The sequence below is a fragment of the Streptomyces sulphureus DSM 40104 genome, from assembly GCF_000381025.1.
In the GTDB taxonomy this organism is placed as follows: domain Bacteria; phylum Actinomycetota; class Actinomycetes; order Streptomycetales; family Streptomycetaceae; genus Streptomyces; species Streptomyces sulphureus.
Genome location: NZ_KB905813.1, coordinates 127,440 through 142,220, shown reverse-complemented (window position 1 = coordinate 142,220; position 14,781 = coordinate 127,440). Strand labels below are relative to the sequence as shown.

Genomic DNA, 14,781 nt, shown 5'->3' with positions numbered 1-14,781 from the left:
CATGCCGGCAAGGCGACCGGAGATCTCTTCCTCGCTCCGAGTCGATACCGTCCGTGATCGTCCTGCGTCATAGGGTGACGGCGACGTTCCACCCTTTCGAGCAGAAGGAAGAGGTCATGTCACATCATCTGGACACTCCGCAGGCGGCGAAGAACGGCCAGCTCTTCATCGACGACCTGTACGTCTTCCCCGGTGAGAGCGGCACCGTGCTGGTCATGGACGTCAACTCCAACATCACGGGCGTCCATCAGAAGCCGGGGTTCCACCCCGAGGCCCGCTACGAGTTCAAGATTCACTTCGGTGGCGCCGACTTCGAGACACTGACCTACCGGATCTCTTTCAGCGAGCCCGACGCCGAAGGCGCCCAGGCGCTGCGCCTGCACGTTCTCACCGATCAGGCCGCCCGTGAGGACGACGCCGACGGAGAGCTGGTCCTCGAGGGGCGCACCGGCGAGACCGCCACGGCCTCCGGCGCCCGCCTCTGGGCGGGACGCGTCCAAGACCCCTTCTACATGGACCTGTCTCTCCTGTCCCTCGTCAACAGCGCGGTCGAGAAGGGAACGGCCGTCGATCTGACGGGCTGGGACCCAGACCAGGCGAAGAACACCTTCGCCGGTACGACCGTGAACACGATCGTCCTGGAGATCCCCCACGGCGACGAGGCACTGAGCTCCGGCGCCGAGATCGGCGTGTGGTGTGCGACCAAGCTGGCGACCGACGCCGGCGGCTGGCGCCAGATCAACCGCGGTGGTCACCCCATGATGTGGCCGATCTTCTGGCCGAAGGACACGGACTTCTCCAATCCCGCCAACACCCGCCATCCCTCCCGGGACTTGTCGGAGGACGGCGACCACATCGCCGACCGCGTCGCCGCCGTCGTCAAGGCGTCCGGGACCTCCGGCGATCCGCAGGGCTACGGCCGGATCGTCGCCCACCGGCTCTTTCCCGACGTGCTCTCCTACACCGTCGGCACCACCGCGAGCTACGGCTTCGCCGGCGCCAACGGCCGCACCCTGGCCGACAACACCCCCGAGCCCATGCTCTGCCTGGTGACCGGTACAGCCGTGCCCGCCGGCCTCAAGCCGTCCGCCGCCGCACGCCAGCGCAGCGACCGCTTCCCGTACCTCGTGCCCGCCCAGCAGTAAGGCGGCCCGCGCCGGACGGTCTTCCGGAGCGACAGCAGGGCACCGTGGGGAACCTCCCGTCGGGCGGTGCGTCAACTTGGAGCCGTGGCGCCCAGAAGGGTTCCCACTGCTGTTCGTCGCGCTGACGCGGGAACACGGCACCGGGCCGCACCGGCCGTGTCCCGCAGGGTGTCCCCCCAGCGCCAACCCTCCCCCGCGCGGGCGAAGGCGCCGCAGATAGGGTCGGCAGCTCGGAAAGAGACCTTGGGGGGAGTTCTGTGCTCTGGGTAGGACTCTTCGCCGTTGCGGTGGCTGTGGTCTGCGGGTACTTCGCGAAGCGGGCGGACGTGCGCACGGGGGCCCTGGAGAGGGTCGAGACGCTGGCGGTGAAGGACGTGAAGGCGCTGCACGAGGCCGCGGCGGAGGCGGCGGGCCCGGGCCACTTCCGGCAGCCGTGCGAGGTCGTCGGCTCCGCGCGGGCCCACAAGGACGGCGTGCTGCGCTCGGAGTTGAGCGAGGTGGAGTGCGTCTGGCACCGGCACCGCATCACCCGCAGATACGAGGAGACGTACCGCGACAGCAACGGCAACCGGCGTCGCAGGACCCGGAACGACGTGGTCTCCGACCACTCCAGCCCCACCGCTTTCTTCGTGGAGGACGCGACGGGCCGGATGGTCGTCCGCCCCGGTGACAAGCAGGTGGACCGCGCCGAGAAGATACTCGACACCTTCGAGCCGCACACCGGCCGCGGCAACCGGATCACCATCGGCCCCGTCTCCGTCGGCCTCGGCGGCGGCGGGACCATCGGCTTCCGGAAGGAGGAGTGGGTCGTCCGCCCCGGTGTCCGGCTCTTCGTGCACGGCGAGGCCGCCGATGCGAGTGGGCGGCTGTCGCTGGGCGAGCCTGCCGAGAGCGGCGTCTTCCTCATGTCGACCCGGACGCAGGCGGAGTTGGTCCGCAGTGGGAACCGCAAGGTGATGGGCTTCGGCATCGGCACGGGGGTGGCCGGGATCGCGGGGGTGGCGCTCGTCGTTTTGGGGCTCGTCCTCTGACGACCCGACCAACCGGGGCAACCGGCCGCCTCGGCAGGCGTGTTGCGGAGACGCCCGCCCAGTGGCCGACCGCCGCTCCCCGACTCGACGCCGAGCCCGGCGATTCGGGCGTCGCGCGGAACGAGTCGCCAACTCTTCCCGGCGGGCCGCGCGGACGTCCCGGCGCGGATCACGGCGTCCCGAGGTCCCGCCCTTCCTCAACTGCCGTCTCCTGCACAGCAGTTCTCGTTCGTCCCACTCCGTGGTCCCCCAGGGTGCCCACCCGCCACCCCGCCGCCCGGCACCAGGAGACGAGGTCGGGCAGCGCGTCGAGCGTCGTGCGCCAGGAGCCGGGGGTGCTGGTGTAGTCGCTGTCGTGGAGGAGGACCGTCGCGCCCCCGGTGAGCCGGCGGGAGAGGTCGGCGAGGACACTGCGCCGGTCGGCGGCCGGCCGCCAGTCGCGCCCCCACGCGGTCCACAGCACGGGGCGCAGCCGGGCCCGCGCCGCCGCACGCCGTCGACCGGCCGTGAGGATGCCGTACGGCGGCCGGTACCAGGTGGGCGGGGCGGCGCCGAGGTCGCTGATCGCGTCCGCGGTGCGCGCCAGGTCGGCCGCCTCGCGGTGCGGCTCGGGGAACCACGGCTTCTGGTGGCTCCAGCCGTGGACGCCGAGTTCGTGCCCGGCGTCGAGCATGCCGCGGGCGAGCCTGCGGTCGTCCAGGAGGCGCTCTCCGAGGACGAAGAAGGTGGCGCGGACCCCGAGGCGGTCGAGGGCGTCGAGGAAGCGGGGGGTGGTGTCGGGGTCGGGGCCGTCGTCGAAGGTGAGGGCTATGTGGCCGGGGGACCCGCGCCCGTCGAGCCCGGGCGCGAACCGCTCCCGCACCTGCGGCAGCCAGGTGGCGGCGGGGCCTATGTGCCACAGGGCGCCGGCCGAGGCGGCAGCCACCGCGGCCGCCGCGCAGCGGTTCACCATGTCTCCTCCCGAGTGTGTCCGGCGACCGCCGGCGCTCGGGCGAGCTGGAAGCTGCCGTAGCTGATGAGGGCGAGCGCGGCGATCTCGGGCAGGACCCACACCCCCAGGGTGAGGCGTTCCTCGAAGAGCAGCGCGCCGAGGACGACGCTGAGGAACGCGTCACCGAGCGTGAGCGCGGGTTGGGAGGCGACGAGCGTCCCGGCCCGGAAGGTCAACTGGAGCATCAGGAAACCGAAGAGGCCGACGGCGGCGACCGTGTACGTCTGCCACGCGGTGAAGAGCGCGCCCCAGCCGTCGTTGATCCGCCCCGTCGCGTCCTTCATCAGCGCGGCCGTCAGCGCGAAGGCGACGGCGGTCGCGGAACCGAGCACGGCGGCCTTCGGCGCCGAGGGCAACTGCGTCGCCACGGCGGAGAGCACGGCGATCGCCACACAGGCCCCCGCCCCGACGATCAGCCACCGCTCCCCCGGCACCGAGGGAACGCCGTGCGAGGGCCGCACCATCCACAGCAGCGCGGCGAGGCCCGCGGTCATCGCGGCGAAGGCCAGCCACGTACGCCGGTCGGGCCTGCTGCGGAAGAGCAGGCTCCCGACGACGAGCGTGAACGGCAGCTCCGTCGTCATCACCGGCTGCACGACGGCGAGCCGACCCGTGGCGAGCGCCGCCGCCTGCGACGCACCGGAGAGCGCGAGGACGCAGGCGCCCGCCAGCCACACCCGGTCGCGCAGCAGGTGCCGAGCCCAGTCGAGGGCCCGCCGCGTCGACGGCTTCGGCGCTGCGCCGAGGCGCTGGAGCACCGAGGCGACGGCGTTGCCCAGCGCGGCGAGCACGGCGAAGGCGACGGAGACGACTTCCCACACGGGCGGCAGTTCCCCTATCCGAAACGCTGGGCGAGCGAGCGGAAGACGCCGGGTGCGGCGCCCCGCAACCGGGCCGGCATGCCGAGCCACCGGGGCACGTACATGTCGGCCCGGCCGGTGCGCAGCGCCTCGCAGACCGCCGCCGCGACGTCCCCCGCCGCGACGGGACGCGGGCGGCTGCGGTGGTAAGGCACCCCGCGCCGCCGGAAGAAGGGGGTGTCGACGGCGCCCGGCATCACGAGCGAGACGCTCACCCCGTCACCGCTCACCTCGTACCGCAGGCTGTCGGCGAAGGCGACGAGCCCGCCCTTGGCCGCCGAGTACACGGCCTCGTTCCGCACCCCCACGCAGCCCGCGACCGAACCGATCAGCACGACGCTCCCCCGTCCGCGCTCCAGCATCCCCGGCACCACGCCGCGGACGAGGTGGACGACGGCACCGAGGTTGACGTCGAGGACCTCCTCGATCTCCGCGCCGGAGATCGAGTCGAACCGCCCGGCCCAGCCCGCCCCCGCGCCGGCGACGAGCGCGTCGACGCCGCCGTGCGCCTCGGCGGCGTCGACGAGACGGGCGCGGGAGTCGGGGTTCGTCAGGTCGGCGGCGAGCGGGACGCCACCGGTGCGCGCGGCGAGTTCGTCGAGGCGCTGCTCGTCGCGTCCGTTGAGGAGCAGGCGCCAACGCCCCTGCGCCGCCAGCCGCTCGGCGACGGCGGTCCCGATCCCCGAGGAGGCCCCGGTGATGAGGACCGAGGGCTGCCGGGGGCGGCCGACGGTGCTGCTCTCGGGGCTGCTGGGCATGGCCGCACTCCTGACGAACCGAGGCGAGTACCGGACCCCAGCATGCTGGCAACCCGTGCCGCCCGCGCGTCCGTACCGGCGCGGTGCAGGTGCGCGAACCATCCGTTCGGCCCCAGGCCGGGGGCGGGTGGGGAACGGTCGGGGGCGGGATAGTGGAGGCTACGCCTGATCGGTAGGAGGGAGGCCCGCATGCCGTGCCGCTTCCTGCTTCTGAGCGCCAGCATGGGGGCCGGCCACGACGCCGTCGCCGGTGAGCTCGCGCTGCGGCTGCGGGAGCGCGGCCACGCGGCGGAGGTCCGCGACGTCCTCGGCCTCCTCCCCGCCGGCACCGGCAGCGCGCTCCGCAGCGGGTACCGCGCGACGCTGCGGCACGCGCCCCGGCTCTACGGCGCCGTCTACGCGGGATTCCTCGCGCCCGGGCGCGGGCCGCGGCCCGGAGCGGGCCCGCTGGCGGCGCTCGCCGAGCGGGGGTTGCTGCGCCTCGTCGCGGAGGAGCGGCCCGACGTGGTCGTGGCGACGTTCCATCTGGCCGCCCAAGTCGTCGGGCGGCTGCGCGGCCGCGGTGCGCTGGGGGTGCCGACCGCTGTCTTCCTCGTCGACTTCGCCGTGCACCGCGGGTGGCTCCATCCGGGCAACGACCTCTACCTGTGCGTCACCCGGCAGGCGGCCGACGCGGTGCACGGCGCGCTCGGCACCCCCGCCGAGACGACGGGCCCCGTGGTGCCGCACGGTTTCTTCAGGGCGCGGGACCCGCAAGGGCACTGGCAGGCCCGGCTGCAGGAGGCGGGGCGGGGCCGGCCCGCCGTCCTCCTCTCGACCGGTGCCTGGGGTGTGGGCGGCGACGTACGGGCGACGACGGGGCAGTTGACCGCCGCCGGCTGCCTGCCCGTGCTGCTCTGCGGACGCGACGAGCGGCTCAAGCGGCAGGCGGCGCGTGAGCCGGGGCTGCTCCCGCTGGGCTGGGTGGGAGACCTGCCGGAGCTGATGGCGGAGGTCCGGGTGCTCGTCGACAACGCCGCGGGCCAGACGGCCGTGCAGGCGCTCGCGGCGGGCGTCCCCGTGGTGGGCCACCGCCCGCTCCCGGGGCACGGGGCCGAGGGGATGCGTGCGATGACGGCGGCCGGACTCTGCGCCCGCGCCGAGGGCCCCGGCGAGCCGGGCGCCACCGTCGGACGGCTCGCGCGGTCGTCCTCGGCGCGTGCCCCGTACGTCGCAGCCGGTCGCGCCCTCTTCCGCGGCGACGCGGTGCGCAGGTTGGAGGCGCTCGCGGGGGCTGCGGAGCGGACGTAGCAGCGGTCCTCGGTGCGGCAAACCGGTGCAGCTCGGCGAGAGGCGGAGCATGCGGCGGCTGCGGGGGAACGGGTGGTGGGGCACGTGCAGGCCGGAGCAAAGGAGCACAGGGTGACCGACGACTTCGTGGTCGACGTGAGCAGAATCCGCGACGAGGCGCGGAAGAAGATGGACGAGGGCCCCGTCACGCAGACGTACGGGAGCGACAAGGACCGCGTCATCCAGGTGCTCAACGAGGTGCTGGCGACCGAGGTCGTCTGCTGGCTGCGGTACACGCGGCACGCCATCGTGGCCACCGGGATCGACAGGGCGCAGGTCTCGGACGAGTTCACCGAGCACGCCAAGGAGGAGCTCAACCACGCGCTGATGGCGGCCGAGCGCATCTCGCAGCTCGGCGGCGACCCGGACTTCGATCCGCAGACGCTGCAGCAGCGCACCCAGACCGACTACACGGCACCGCCCGACGGGGACCTGAAGCAGATGCTCAAGGACAACCTGCTGGCGGAGCGGATCGTGATCTCCACGTACCAGGAGATCATCAGGTGGCTCTCCGACCGCGACCCCACGAGCCGGCGCGTGATGGAGAAGATCCTCGAAGAGGAGGAGGACCACGCGGACGACCTGCTCGACCTCATCGGGGGCTGAGTCCCCGTGCGCCGGCGGGGGTCCCGACCCCCGCCGGCGTCAACGTCCGCGCTTGCAGCGGCGCTTGCCGCGCCGCGCCGGACCGCTGCGGCTGCCGGCGCAGAGGAAGCCGACGCCGATGCCGAGGAGCCAGGAGTCCTTGGCGAGCGGGGTGCCGTCCTGCGTCGGGCGGAGGCTGCCGGGCTCGCGCATCCCGGGCAGCCGCAGGTAGAGCCCGAGGAGTGCGGCGGAGAACCCGGTGAGCGCGACACCCGCCACCTTCGTGGGGACGAACGGTGCGAGGAGGACGCTGCCGACCGCCACTTCCCCGAAGGCGAGGCAGCGGCCGAACTTCGCCGGCTCCATGTCGCCGAGGAAGGGGTACGCCGTGCTCGCGGTGGCGTGGAGTCCTGCGGCGGTCTCCTCATCCGCCTGCAGCTTGCCCACGCCCGAGTTGAGGATGAACGCGCCCGTGGCGAGGCGGGGGGCCACGTCGCGCAGTTCGGGGAACAGTCCCATACCGAACCTCCACGACCGCCACGGAGCAGGGCGGCCTCTCCCCGACGGTAGCGGGGCGCCCGCCGGCCCGCGACCCCGCGCCCGACGGCTGAGGGCTCCTCCGTAGAGTCTGTTGGCGAAACGCCTCGCGCAGGCGAGGGGACCGCGGAAGGGCCAGGCCATGACTGTCCAGGACGGAACCACACCGGAGCTGCTCGACCTCCCGCCGCTCGGCGCCGGGCACTTCGCGCGCATCGCGGACAAGGTCGCGGCGCTGCTGCGGACGCGCGCCGACGTCGTGGTGATGCAGGGCGAGGCGCTGCTGCCGTTGGAGGCGGCGATCCGCGGGGCTGCGCACGAAGGGGCGACGGCGCTCAACGTGGTCACGGGGCCGTACGGGGAGACGTTTTCGGGGTGGCTGCGCTCCGGCGGCTCTCGAGTCGTGGACCTGCAGGCGGAATTCACGGGGGCGATGACGGCGGAGCGCGTCGCGGAGGCGCTGCGCGCGCACCCGTCGACGGAGCTGGTGTGCCTGGTGCACGCGGAGGCGGCGACGGGGAACACCAACCCGGTCGCGGAGATCGGCGAGGTCGTGCGGGAGCACGGGGCGCTGCTGATGGTCGACGCGGTCGCCTCGGTCGGAGCGGAGCCGCTGCTCACCGACGAGTGGGGAGTGGACCTGTGCGTCGTCGGCGGGCAGAAGGCGCTCGCGGGTCCTGCCGGTGTCTCCGCCGTCTCGGTGAGCGAGCGCGCCTGGGAGCGGATCGCCGCCAACCCGCGGGCGCCGCGCGGCTCCTACCTCTCGCTCCTCGACTGGAAGCGGTGGCTCGACGGCGGCAGGAGCGCCCTGCCGCACGCGCCGGCGCAGTTGGAGATGCTCGCGCTGGAGCAGGCCGTCGACCGGGTGGAGCGCGAGGGCCTCGACGCCGCGCAGCGGCGGCACCGTGCGGCCTCGGCCGCGGTCCGCGCGGCGGTGCGGGAGCTCGCCGGGCTCTCGCCGTACGTGGTGCGCGACGCGGACGCCGCGCCCGTGGCGACGACGGTGCGCACCGCGGGCACGGACGCGCGCGAGGTCGCCGCCGCCGCGCTCGCGGCGGACGGCTCGGTCCCGGTCCAGGCGACGGCCGGCGACCTCGCGCCCGAGGTGCTGCGGATCAACCACTACGGGCGCGCGGCCGAGCGGGACCGCGTCCTCGCCACGGTCCGCGCGCTCGCCACCGCGGTGCGGGCGTCGGGGCGCGCGGACGACGGGGCCGGCGCGGTCCAGGCGGCGGAGTCCGCCTGGAGTGCGGCGGTCCGCTGAGTCGGGGCTCCGCGGTCGCAACTCGCACCTTCGCTGAGCTGACGGGAGTTCGCTCTGCTCCCCGGCGGCCCCGGGTCCGTCGGGGAGGTGAGGGACCGGAGGGAGCGTGCTCCGGTCCTGGAGTTCTCCGACGCGCTCGCCGGGAGGGCGGTGCCGCACCGCCCCGTGGGCAGGAGTTCCCGCTGTCGGACGCCACCGGACGTCAGGGCCGCACTGTCCTCGAACAACCCGGCGCTCACGCCCGCAACGACGGTGCTCCCGGGAGCCGGGCGCATTGCGGCACGACGGCCGAGGAGCTGTCGCGCCGCGTCGACGAGGGCGCATGTGGCCGTCGTCGACATCGGTAGTCCCGGAGCGACCCGACGACGCGAGTGGTGGCCCCCCTCTGCACCCGCCGGCGCCGGGTTCGGCCTGCCCCGCCGACCGACGAGGCGATCCGTGAGGGCGGTACGGCCGCCTCCGCTTCCGCCGCGGCGACTTGCGGCCTCCTTGTGCCCCCACCGTCCGCGGAGACCGGCCCCTCAGCCCGGAGCGCGTCGGCGCCCTTCTCGCCGACCGGCTGACGGTCGCCGTGAAAACCCAGTGAGCCGCCGGGGCGGCCCTTGCTACCGTGACCGCGCCCGTGCGCGTGTCCCATCGGGCGGATCACAGCGACGGCAGAGAGGGCGGAACGATGCGGCAGGCGATCACCGAATCCGGCAGGAAGGCCCGTATCGCGACGCAGAGAAATCCGAACCCTCCCCATGAAGAAGCTGAACCTGGGCATTCTGGCCCATGTCGACGCCGGTAAGACCAGCCTCACCGAGCGCCTGCTGCACCGCACCGGTGTGATCGACGAGGTCGGCAGCGTGGCCGCCGGTACCACGCAGACCGACTCGCTGGAGCTGGAGCGGCAGCGCGGCATCACCATCCGGTCCGCCGTGGCCACGTTCGTCCTGGACGACCTCAAGGTCAACCTCATCGACACTCCGGGGCACTCCGACTTCCTCTCCGAGGTCGAGCGGGCGCTCGCGGTGCTCGACGGTGCCGTTCTCGTGGTGTCGGCCGTCGAGGGCGTCCAGCCGCAGACCCGCATCCTGATGCGGACCCTGCGCAGACTGGACATTCCCACGCTGCTCTTCGTCAACAAGGTCGACCGGGGCGGTGCGCGCCCTGACGGCGTACTGGGGGAGATCCGCAAGCGGCTCACCCCCGCAGCCGTCGCGCTGTCCGCCGTGGACCACGCGGGCACGCCACAGGCCCGTGCCGTCGTGCTCGACGCGGACACCGACCCGGAGTTCACCGTGCGGGTCGGTGAGACGCTGGCCGACCACGACGACGCTTTCCTCAGCGCCTACCTGGACGAGGAGCGCGTACTGCCCGAGAGGGCGTACGCGGAGGAACTCGCCGCGCAGACCGGGAGCGGTCTGGTGCACCCCGTGTTCTTCGGCTCCGCACTGACCGGCGAGGGCCTCGACCATCTGCTGTGCGGCATCCGGGAGTTGCTGCCGTCCGTGTGCGGCGCGAAGGACGCGCCGCTGCGGGCCACCGTGTTCAAGGTGGACCGCGGTCCGCGCGGGGAGGCCGTCGCGTATCTGCGGCTGGTCTCCGGCACGCTGGGGACCCGTGACTCGGTGACGCTGCACCGCGCCGACCACACCGGCCGGGTCACCGGGCATCGCGGGAGGATCACCGCCCTGCGGGTCTTCGAGCACGGCTCGGCCACCCGTGAGGCCCGGGCGAGTGCCGGGGACATCGCGCAGGTCCGGGGGCTGAAGGACGTACGGGTCGGTGACCGGGCCGGGTGTCTCGACGGTCCGCCACCGCAGAGCTTCTTCGCCCCTCCCAGCCTGGAGACCGTGGTCAGGCCGGAGCGACCGGCGGACGCCGGGCGGCTGCACGCCGCGCTGCGCATGTTGGACGAGCAGGACCCGTCCATCGACCTGCGGTACCACGAGGAGAGCGCCACCGGCGCCGTGGTGCGCCTCTACGGGGAGGTGCAGAAGGAGATCCTCTCCAGCACGCTCGCCGAGTCCTTCGACGTACGCGTGCGCTTCGACCCGACCCGCACCGTCTGTATCGAGAAGCCCGTGGGGACGGGCGAGGCGCTGATCGAGCTGGACACGCGCACCCGCAACTACTTCTGGGCGACCGTGGGTCTGCACGTCGGACCTGCGGCACCGGGTACGGGCGTCGCGTTCCGCGTGGCGGTGAAGCTGGGCTCGCTGCCTTCGGCCTTTCACAAAGCCATCGAGGAGGCGGTGCGCACCACGCTGCGGCACGGTCTGTGCGGCTGGCAGGTCACCGACTGCGCCGTCACCCTGACCCGTACCGGCTTCGCCAGTCCGGTCAGTGCGGCCGACGACTTCCGCGCGGCCACGCCGCTGGTTCTGATGGACGCGCTCCGGCAGGCCGGGACCCGGGTGCACGAACCGGTCAGCTCCTTCGAGCTGGAGGTCCCCGCCGCCCAGCTCAGCCAGGTGCTGGCGAAACTCGCGGAGTCGGGTGCGACCCCCGGCGTGCCCGCGGCCGACGGAGACGTCTTCCGGCTGGGCGGCACGATGCCGACCGGCCTCGTGCACGACTTCCGCCAGCAGGTTCCCGCACTGACCCGGGGAGAGGGGGTGTTCGTGACCGAGCACCTGGACTATCGCCCCGCCGCCGGGGAGCCGCCCGTCCGGCCACGGCCGAAGGGGCCCGACCCCCTCAACCGGGACGAGTACCTCCTGCACGTACTCAAACGCATTTGAAAGCTCCCTCATAAAGGAAGCCGGGCCGGCCGAGCAGGCGGCGGAAACAGCAGCGGCCGGGAAGAACTCCCGGCCGCTGCCGCCTGCCACGGCCCGGGTGCGCGGGCGGAGCCCTGGTGCAGACGGGGTTGCTCGGGTCGCTCGCCACCGGTGAGGCTTCGGCTTGCGCTGGGGAGCGGCTGAAGCTCAGGGCTGTCCGCCCGTCCTGTGAGCGGGCCCTCGCCGCCGTCGCCCGGGATGGGGCAGTGCAGGTGCTGCCCGTCGCGCTGCGGTGTCGGCGGGCAGGGTGGCCGGCTCCGCGCACGGCTTCCGTTCCTCTCGACGTCCGCGGCGGCCCGGGCCCCGTCCTCGACGGGCGAAGCCTTCGCGTCCGGTTCTCATCCCGCCACGCTCAGGCCGCTTCGCGCATCCTCGCCCGTGCCGGGCGGGTCCGGCGTTCGGGACGCCAGGTGGCCACCAGGGCTGCGGCGAGCAGGAGTTCGGCGATGTCGCCGGCGTAGTACATGAGCTCCGCGCCCTGTCGGACCTCGTCGATGGGCGCGTGGATGTGGACGAGGAAGCCGCCGTAGATCGCCTGCGCGATCAGGGCGTGCACGGCGATGGCGCCGCCGAGGTGGACGAGCCGGGTCGGCGCTCCGGGCCGCGCGGGCGCGGGGTCGGGTCCTGCGACGGCGTGGGCGAAGAGGCAGCCGGACGCGAGGAAGTGCGCGTCCATCAGGGGGTGTCCGGCGGGGTGGGCGAGGGCGGCCTCGTAGAGCGGGGTGAAGTAGAGCAGGGCCAGGCTGCCCGTGCTCAGCAGCAGCGCCACCGAAGGGTGGGCGAGTACGCGTGCGGGTGGGCTGTGCAGCACCGCCGTCACCCGGCGGGCGCCGACGGGCGGGAGGGTACGCAGCAGAAGGGTGACGGGCGCGGCGAGCACGAGCGCCAGCGGCGCGTACATGCCGATGAGCATGTGCCGTGCCATGTGGACGCGGAAGTCGGAGTGCGCGGCGGACTCGAGCGGCGGCAGCAGCGCCACGGCGAGCAGCGCCAGTCCCGCGAGGAGGGAGGCGGAGCGCCAGGAGCTCCAACCTTGCACGGGGTTACGGCACTTGGCCCGGTGTGCGGCGTACAGGTAGCCGACGCCTCCGGCGAGCAGGAGCGGCAGCACGAGTGGGCCGACGGCGAAGGCGCCGTGGTGCGCCGGGTGTGCGCCGTCCATCAGCGCCCCTCAGCGCGGTGGGCGCCGCGGGGCGTACCGGGTTCGAAGGGGCGGCCGGTGCGCTGGAGCAGGTAGCCGCCGAGCATGAGCACGCAGCCGGCGACGAGGAAGCCGATGTCCCACCACAGTTGGTAGGGGCCGCCGTGGACGTGGTGGATGGCGAGAATGTGGTGGTCGAGGATGCCCTCGACCACGTTGAAGAGGCCCCACCCGGCGACGATCCACCCCCACAGGACCGGCGAGGTCCACACGGCCCGCCTGTTGTGGGTGACGCGGGAGTAGAGGACGGCGAGGCCCAACAGCACCGCGAGCCAGCAGACGGCGTGGAAGATGCCGTCCCAGACGGTGTTCATCTCCAGCCCCGAGACCGTGCCGGGGTTGTAGTACTTCACCCCGATGCGGTCGTCGTTGGTTCCGGTGAGCATGTGGTGCCACTGGAGGAGCTGGTGGAGCAGGATGCCGTCGACGAAGCCGCCGAGCCCCACGCCCAGGACGATCCCCGGCAGTCGGAGGCTGTCGGGGATCGTCGGGGCCTCCGGACCGGTGCCCGCCATGGTGGTCATCTCCTGGTCTCCGCCCTGTCGACAGTTGGCCGTTCCGCGGACAGGCGTTCCCCGGCCGCTGCCGGGACCACCGGCTCGTGCGCTGCTTCCGCCGTTTCGCCCACGTCCGACGTCCCCGGTCACGCGCGGTGGCAAGGTCCGCGTGGCTCCCGCCGCGCTCGTCGGGAGCGCGCCCGGTGACGCCGTCAGCGGTGCGGCACCGGGGGACCACGTCCGCCAGCCCACCCCGGCGCCGCCCGGCCGCCCGGGACGGGCGCAGGGTCGGGAGGCGGCGGCCGTCGCCTCCGGCGCGGGGTGCGTCGCGCGCCCCGGCGACCGGTGGCGGGGCCGCCGGCGCCCCACGAGCAAGTGGGGCTTCCCGCAACCGGAGTTGCCGACGTTCGCACGGCTCGGGCGGGGTATCTCGGCTGGTGCCGGGACGCTGACGAGGGGGCACGCACCGAAGCTCTCCGTCGGCTTCCCGCTCACCACGTCCGCCGCGCGTCAACTTCCGTGCATCGCAAGTTCGTTGGCGGCACCATGGTCCCCGCCCCGCGGCGCCCGTACGCTCGGCCCATGGCTGAAGATCGCATGCGTGCGCGGGCGGCGGGCATCCCCTTCGACGGCGAGCCCGGACCGTGGAACGCGCTCACCGACGTGCCGGGCATCGAGGTCGGGTACGTCACGCTCGTCGAGGGCTCCGACGTGCGGACGGGGGTGACGGCGATTCTGCCCCGCGGGCGGGCCGGGGTCGGCGACCCGTGCGCCGCCGGCTGGCATGCGCTCAACGGGAACGGCGAGATGACCGGCACGGTCTGGCTGGAGGAGACCGGCTCCCTCGCCGTACCCGTCCTCCTCACCAACACGTACGCCGTCGGGCCGGTCCACCGCGGGGCCGTCGAGTGGCTCGGGCGGAACTGCCGGGGCATGGCGCCCGAGTGGCTGCTCCCGGTCGTCACCGAGACCTGGGACGCGCACCTCAACGACATCCACGGCACGGCCGTCCGACCCCGCCACGCCACGGAGGCGATCGAGGCCGCGGCCTCGGGGCCGCTCGCCGAGGGCGCCGTCGGCGGGGGCACGGGCATGCGGTGCTACGGGTTCAAGGGCGGTTCGGGGACGGCCTCCCGGGTGGTCGCCTACGGCGCCGACCGGTATACCGTCGGTGCCTTCGTTCAGGCGAACTTCGGGGCCAAGCGGGAGTTGACGGTTGCCGGCGTGCCCGTCGGCAGGGAGCTCCCCGACCCGGACGCGCTCGCCGCCTCCGAGACCGGCGCATCCCGGGGAACGCGGCCGGTGCCACCGGGCGCCGGCTCCATCGTGGTCGTCCTCGGCACCGATGCGCCGCTGCTCCCCGGCGAGTGCAAGGCGCTCGCGCGCCGCGTCCCGCTCGGCCTCGCCCGCACGGGCACCACGGGCAGCCATTTCTCGGGGGACCTCTTCCTCGCCTTCTCCACGGCCAACTCCGGCGCGCTCAACAGCACTTTCCCCCATGACGAGGCCGACGCGCCCTACGAATCCCTCCGCTTCGTGCCCTGGGGCCGCATGGACCGCTTCTACGAGGCGGTGGTGGAGTGCGTCGAGGAGGCGGTCCTCAACGTCCTCACCGGTGCGGCCCCGATGACGGGACGCGACGGGAACCACGTGCCGGCGTTGCCGCTGGCGCGGACGCGGGAGCTGCTGGGGGCGCGGGCGGTGTGACGGCCTCCGCACGGGACCGCCTCCCGTCGCCCGCAACCCGCTCCCCCGCAAGGGGAATACCGCTCGCCCGCCCGGGGAAAGCGGCCCGGACACGCGAGCAGCAGGGCG

At 73.8% G+C, this 14,781-nt stretch carries 13 protein-coding genes; 7 read left to right on the top strand and 6 right to left on the bottom strand.

Annotation, left to right across the window (positions count from 1 at the left end):
* The first annotated feature begins 116 nt into the window (after window positions 1-116).
* Both F603_RS0100620 and F603_RS0100615 read left to right on the top strand, forming a co-directional pair.
* On the top strand, window positions 117-1,145 hold the full coding sequence (locus tag F603_RS0100620; protein WP_019544091.1) for a DUF4331 family protein: 1,029 nt from the start codon (window positions 117-119) through the stop codon (window positions 1,143-1,145).
* A 257-nt stretch (window positions 1,146-1,402) separates the two neighbouring features.
* Window positions 1,403-2,176 carry a GIDE domain-containing protein gene (locus F603_RS0100615; RefSeq protein WP_019544090.1) on the top strand — a complete coding sequence of 258 codons (774 nt, stop codon included), beginning with the start codon at window positions 1,403-1,405 and terminating at the stop codon, window positions 2,174-2,176.
* 169 nt (window positions 2,177-2,345) lie between these two features.
* Here F603_RS0100615 and F603_RS0100610 read toward each other — a convergent pair whose 3' ends face one another.
* Genes F603_RS0100610 through F603_RS0100600 form a run of 3 tightly spaced genes read right to left on the bottom strand, consistent with a single transcriptional unit; the run spans window position 2,346 to window position 4,785 of the window.
* Window positions 2,346-3,128: a polysaccharide deacetylase family protein gene (locus F603_RS0100610; RefSeq protein ID WP_245600651.1), complete on the bottom strand. Its 783-nt coding sequence runs from the start codon at window positions 3,126-3,128 to the stop codon at window positions 2,346-2,348.
* On the bottom strand, window positions 3,122-3,988 hold the full coding sequence (locus F603_RS0100605) for a DMT family transporter (RefSeq protein ID WP_019544088.1): 867 nt from the start codon (window positions 3,986-3,988) through the stop codon (window positions 3,122-3,124). Before F603_RS0100605 ends, F603_RS0100610 begins: the two co-directional genes overlap by 7 nt.
* Window positions 3,989-4,002: 14 nt before the next feature.
* The gene (locus F603_RS0100600) at window positions 4,003-4,785 is read right to left on the bottom strand and encodes an SDR family NAD(P)-dependent oxidoreductase (protein WP_019544087.1); all 783 of its coding nucleotides are present in this window, start codon (window positions 4,783-4,785) and stop codon (window positions 4,003-4,005) included.
* Between the two features lie 189 nt (window positions 4,786-4,974).
* On the opposite strand from F603_RS0100600, the gene F603_RS0100595 reads away from it, so the two are divergent.
* Window positions 4,975-6,075, top strand: coding sequence for an MGDG synthase family glycosyltransferase (locus F603_RS0100595; RefSeq protein ID WP_019544086.1), 1,101 nt, complete (start codon window positions 4,975-4,977; stop codon window positions 6,073-6,075).
* Between the two features lie 111 nt (window positions 6,076-6,186).
* On the top strand, window positions 6,187-6,720 hold the full coding sequence (locus F603_RS0100590; protein ID WP_016905259.1) for a ferritin-like domain-containing protein: 534 nt from the start codon (window positions 6,187-6,189) through the stop codon (window positions 6,718-6,720).
* 39 nt (window positions 6,721-6,759) lie between these two features.
* On the opposite strand, the gene F603_RS0100585 is transcribed toward F603_RS0100590, so the two are convergent.
* Window positions 6,760-7,218: a hypothetical protein gene (locus tag F603_RS0100585; protein WP_019544085.1), complete on the bottom strand. Its 459-nt coding sequence runs from the start codon at window positions 7,216-7,218 to the stop codon at window positions 6,760-6,762.
* Window positions 7,219-7,378: 160 nt separating this feature from the next.
* Here F603_RS0100585 and F603_RS0100580 point away from each other — a divergent pair, with 160 nt between their 5' ends.
* Together F603_RS0100580 and otr(A) are read left to right on the top strand one after the other, a co-directional pair.
* Window positions 7,379-8,500: a pyridoxal-phosphate-dependent aminotransferase family protein gene (locus tag F603_RS0100580; RefSeq protein WP_019544084.1), complete on the top strand. Its 1,122-nt coding sequence runs from the start codon at window positions 7,379-7,381 to the stop codon at window positions 8,498-8,500.
* A gap of 743 nt (window positions 8,501-9,243) precedes the next feature.
* Window positions 9,244-11,229, top strand: coding sequence for a tetracycline resistance ribosomal protection protein Otr(A) (gene otr(A), locus F603_RS0100575; RefSeq protein ID WP_019544083.1), 1,986 nt, complete (start codon window positions 9,244-9,246; stop codon window positions 11,227-11,229).
* Window positions 11,230-11,620: 391 nt separating this feature from the next.
* Here otr(A) and F603_RS0100570 read toward each other — a convergent pair whose 3' ends face one another.
* Both F603_RS0100570 and F603_RS0100565 read right to left on the bottom strand, forming a co-directional pair.
* Window positions 11,621-12,430, bottom strand: a complete 810-nt coding sequence (locus tag F603_RS0100570) for a cytochrome c oxidase assembly protein (protein ID WP_019544082.1) — start codon at window positions 12,428-12,430, stop codon at window positions 11,621-11,623.
* Window positions 12,430-12,993, bottom strand: coding sequence for a DUF2243 domain-containing protein (locus F603_RS0100565; protein ID WP_019544081.1), 564 nt, complete (start codon window positions 12,991-12,993; stop codon window positions 12,430-12,432). Before F603_RS0100565 ends, F603_RS0100570 begins: the two co-directional genes overlap by 1 nt.
* Window positions 12,994-13,548: 555 nt before the next feature.
* Between F603_RS0100565 and F603_RS0100560 the strand changes: the two genes are divergently transcribed.
* Window positions 13,549-14,673, top strand: a complete 1,125-nt coding sequence (locus F603_RS0100560) for a DmpA family aminopeptidase (protein ID WP_026328026.1) — start codon at window positions 13,549-13,551, stop codon at window positions 14,671-14,673.
* Window positions 14,674-14,781: the final 108 nt, after the last annotated feature.

Coding starts and splice junctions, on each gene's coding strand:
- F603_RS0100620 (WP_019544091.1), top strand. CDS start 117: ATGTCACATCATCTGGACACTCCGCAGGCGGCGAAGAACGGCCAGCTC.
- F603_RS0100610 (WP_245600651.1), bottom strand. CDS start 3,128: ATGGTGAACCGCTGCGCGGCGGCCGCGGTGGCTGCCGCCTCGGCCGGC.
- F603_RS0100600 (WP_019544087.1), bottom strand. CDS start 4,785: ATGCCCAGCAGCCCCGAGAGCAGCACCGTCGGCCGCCCCCGGCAGCCC.
- F603_RS0100595 (WP_019544086.1), top strand. CDS start 4,975: ATGCCGTGCCGCTTCCTGCTTCTGAGCGCCAGCATGGGGGCCGGCCAC.
- F603_RS0100585 (WP_019544085.1), bottom strand. CDS start 7,218: ATGGGACTGTTCCCCGAACTGCGCGACGTGGCCCCCCGCCTCGCCACG.
- F603_RS0100580 (WP_019544084.1), top strand. CDS start 7,379: ATGACTGTCCAGGACGGAACCACACCGGAGCTGCTCGACCTCCCGCCG.
- F603_RS0100570 (WP_019544082.1), bottom strand. CDS start 12,430: ATGGACGGCGCACACCCGGCGCACCACGGCGCCTTCGCCGTCGGCCCA.
- F603_RS0100565 (WP_019544081.1), bottom strand. CDS start 12,993: ATGACCACCATGGCGGGCACCGGTCCGGAGGCCCCGACGATCCCCGAC.
- F603_RS0100560 (WP_026328026.1), top strand. CDS start 13,549: ATGGCTGAAGATCGCATGCGTGCGCGGGCGGCGGGCATCCCCTTCGAC.